Origin of the sequence: Mesorhizobium sp. M7A.F.Ca.US.002.01.1.1, from assembly GCF_004022955.1 — a bacterium.
Taxonomy (GTDB): Bacteria; Pseudomonadota; Alphaproteobacteria; order Rhizobiales; family Rhizobiaceae; genus Mesorhizobium; species Mesorhizobium ciceri.
Map to the genome: position 1 here is coordinate 1 of NZ_RZQE01000573.1, position 3,290 is coordinate 3,290.

General features: G+C 63.0%; 3 protein-coding genes. 2 read left to right on the forward strand and 1 reads right to left on the reverse strand.

The window, feature by feature from the left end; genetic code table 11:
- Window positions 1-293 (forward strand): ABC transporter permease subunit (locus EN932_RS32160; protein ID WP_127320655.1); only part of this gene is annotated, 293 nt, incomplete at its 5' end.
- A gap of 239 nt (window positions 294-532) precedes the next feature.
- Window positions 533-2,674: a sodium-translocating pyrophosphatase gene (locus EN932_RS32165; protein ID WP_013532237.1), complete on the forward strand. Its 2,142-nt coding sequence runs from the start codon at window positions 533-535 to the stop codon at window positions 2,672-2,674.
- Between the two features lie 272 nt (window positions 2,675-2,946).
- Here the strand turns inward: EN932_RS32165 and EN932_RS32170 are convergent.
- On the reverse strand, window positions 2,947-3,290 hold a 344-nt coding region (locus tag EN932_RS32170), incomplete at its 5' end, for an outer membrane protein assembly factor BamE (protein ID WP_164890728.1).

The window sequence follows — 3,290 nt, forward strand, 5'->3', positions numbered from 1 at the left end:
CCGGCATGACCGGTTGGCAAAGGCTCACCAAGGTCGAGCTGCCGCTCAGCGCCCCGATCATTCTCGGCGGCATCAGGCTGTCGGTGGTGATCAGCCTTGCCACGGCGACCATCGGTTCGACCGTGGCAGCCAAAACGCTGGGCGAAGTGATCATCGCCGGGTTGTTATCCAACAATCTCGCCTTCATCCTGCAGGGCGGCCTGATCGTGGCAGCCCTTGCCGTGCTGATCTATGACGGCCTGTCGGCCATAGAGCGCTACACGGCGCGCCGGATGGGCCGGGAGGCAGAGTAGCCACGCCCTGCGTCAGGGCTAATTTCAATCGATCTAATCGCAGGGTGCTGACGGCAGCCGCCGCCTGGTCCCAACCATTTGGGCGAAAGCCGGGCAAAAACCGAACAATATCTTGACGTTCGCAGCCCTGTTTCGCATACACCGCTGCGAAGAGGCGGATTCCGTGCTCGGAATCCGGTCTTTGTCTCAACGGCCCAGGGAGGGGTTCTTTTGGGCCATCAATCGAGGAAAATCCGGCAATGACAATTATTTCCGCCGTCATCGCCTGCGGCCTGCTTTCAATCCTTTACGCCATCTGGGCGACACGTTCGGTCCTTGCGGCCGATCAGGGCAATGCACGCATGCAGGAAATCTCCGCGGCTATCCGCGAGGGCGCACAAGCCTATCTGGCGCGTCAGTACACCACCATCGCCATCGTTGGCGTCGTCGTCCTCGTGCTCGCCTGGTGGTTGCTGTCCATCACCGCCGCGATCGGCTTCCTGATCGGAGCGGTGCTTTCAGGCGCCGCCGGCTTCATCGGCATGCATGTCTCCGTTCGCGCCAACGTTCGCACGGCGCAGGCCGCATCGAACAGTCTCGCTGCCGGCCTCGACATCGCGTTCAAATCGGGCGCCATCACCGGCATGCTGGTTGCTGGCCTCGCCTTGCTCGGCGTGTCGATCTACTACCTCATCCTGACCCACTTCATGGGCCTCCAGCCCAATGACCGCATCGTCATCGACTCGCTGGTCTCGCTCGGCTTCGGCGCATCGCTGATCTCGATCTTCGCTCGTCTCGGCGGCGGCATCTTCACCAAAGGCGCCGACGTCGGTGGCGATCTCGTCGGCAAAGTCGAAGCCGGTATTCCCGAAGACGATCCGCGCAACCCGGCCACGATCGCCGACAATGTCGGCGACAATGTCGGCGACTGCGCCGGCATGGCCGCTGACCTGTTCGAAACCTATGCGGTGACTGTCGTCGCCACCATGGTTCTGGCTGCCATCTTCTTTGGCGGGACCGCCGTGTTGGGTGCGGCCATGCTTTATCCGCTCGCCATCTGCGGCGCCTGCATCCTGACCTCGATCGTCGGCACCTTCTTCGTCAAGCTCGGTTCCAACGGCTCGATCATGGGCGCACTCTACAAGGGCCTGATCGTCACTGGCCTGCTGTCCATCGTCGGCCTCGGCGTCGCCACCCAGGTGACGCTCGGCTGGGGTGAGGTCGGCACGGTCGCCGGCATGGTCATCACCGGCAAGAACCTGTTCATCTGCGGCCTGATCGGCCTCGTGGTGACCGGTCTCATCGTGGTCATCACCGAATACTACACCGGCACCAACAAGCGCCCGGTCAATTCCATCGCCCAGGCGTCGGTCACCGGTCACGGCACCAACGTCATCCAGGGCCTCGCGGTCTCGCTGGAATCGACGGCGCTGCCGGCGATCGTCATCGTCGGCGGCATCATCTCGACCTATCAGCTTGCCGGCCTCTTCGGTACGGCGATCGCGGTCACGACGATGCTCGGCCTTGCCGGCATGATCGTTGCGCTCGATGCCTTCGGCCCGGTCACCGACAATGCCGGCGGCATCGCCGAAATGGCCGGCCTGCCCAAGGAAGTGCGCCACTCCACCGACGCGCTCGACGCGGTCGGCAACACCACCAAGGCGGTGACCAAGGGCTACGCCATCGGCTCCGCTGGTCTCGGCGCATTGGTGCTGTTTGCCGCGTACTCGAACGACCTGAAGTTCTTCGCCGCCAATGGCGACAAATATCCCTACTTCCAGGGCATGGGCGAGATCTCCTTCGATCTCTCCAACCCATACGTCGTCGCCGGCCTGATCTTCGGCGGGCTGATCCCGTATCTGTTCGGCGGCATCGCCATGACGGCCGTCGGCCGTGCGGCGGGCGCCATCGTCGAGGAGGTGCGCAAGCAGTTCCGCGAGGATCCGGGCATCATGGCCGGCACCTCGAAGCCGAACTACGCCCGCGCGGTCGACCTTCTGACCAAGGCGGCAATCAGGGAAATGATCATCCCGTCGCTGCTGCCGGTGCTGGCGCCGCTCGTCGTCTATTTCGGCGTGCTGCTCATCTCGGGCTCGAAGGCGTCCGCCTTTGCAGCGCTGGGTGCCTCGCTGCTCGGCGTCATCGTCAACGGCCTGTTCGTCGCCATCTCGATGACCTCTGGCGGCGGCGCCTGGGACAACGCCAAGAAGTCCTTCGAAGACGGCTTTGTCGACAAGGACGGCGTCAAGCATCTCAAGGGTTCCGAGGCGCACAAGGCTTCGGTGACCGGTGACACGGTCGGCGATCCCTACAAGGACACCGCTGGCCCCGCCGTCAACCCGGCGATCAAGATCACCAACATCGTCGCGCTCCTGCTGCTGGCCGTGCTCGCGCACGGCTGATCTAGGCTTCAGCCCGAAACAACCCGCGGGAGCGATCCCGCGGGTTTTTTGTTGAGCAATGCCATGTCGACGCGTCAACAAGCCGATCTCTTGCATACGGTAAATGCGCCGGTATCTCATCTACCGGCTTGGGTTTCGACGGCTTAAGCATCGCCGGCAAACATACGGGGATCTTGCCCTGATCGAGGCCACAACAAAAACCCGCAGGATCGCTCCCGCGGGTTTTTGGTCGCCTGAGATGATGAGGCTCCCGGAATGGAAGCCGAAAGGAATTAGGCGCCGCCGCCCGGAATGCTGGGTGCCAGCTTGCTGGCACCGTTGATGATCTGGCTGAGGAAGTTCTGGTCCTTGCCGCCGGTCGGTGTGGTGCGTGAGATGAAGTCGAACATCTTGCCGTCCTTCATCCCGTAATTGGCGATCTGGGTGACGCGGCCATCGGCGCCGAAATAGACCGCCAGCACATGCTGATCAATGAGCCGTGGCTTGTCGAAGGCGACGTAGCGCTTGCGCGTCTGCGAAATGTAATAGAAGGCCTCGTTGTCGAAGGTCGCGGTCGTCGACGGCGTGCCGAGCGCCAGAAGCACCTGCTCGCGGCTCGAACCGACCGGCACCAGGT

Excerpts from the sequence above, each read along its gene's own strand:
- EN932_RS32165 (WP_013532237.1), top strand. The coding sequence starts at position 533 with ATGACAATTATTTCCGCCGTCATCGCCTGCGGCCTGCTTTCAATCCTT.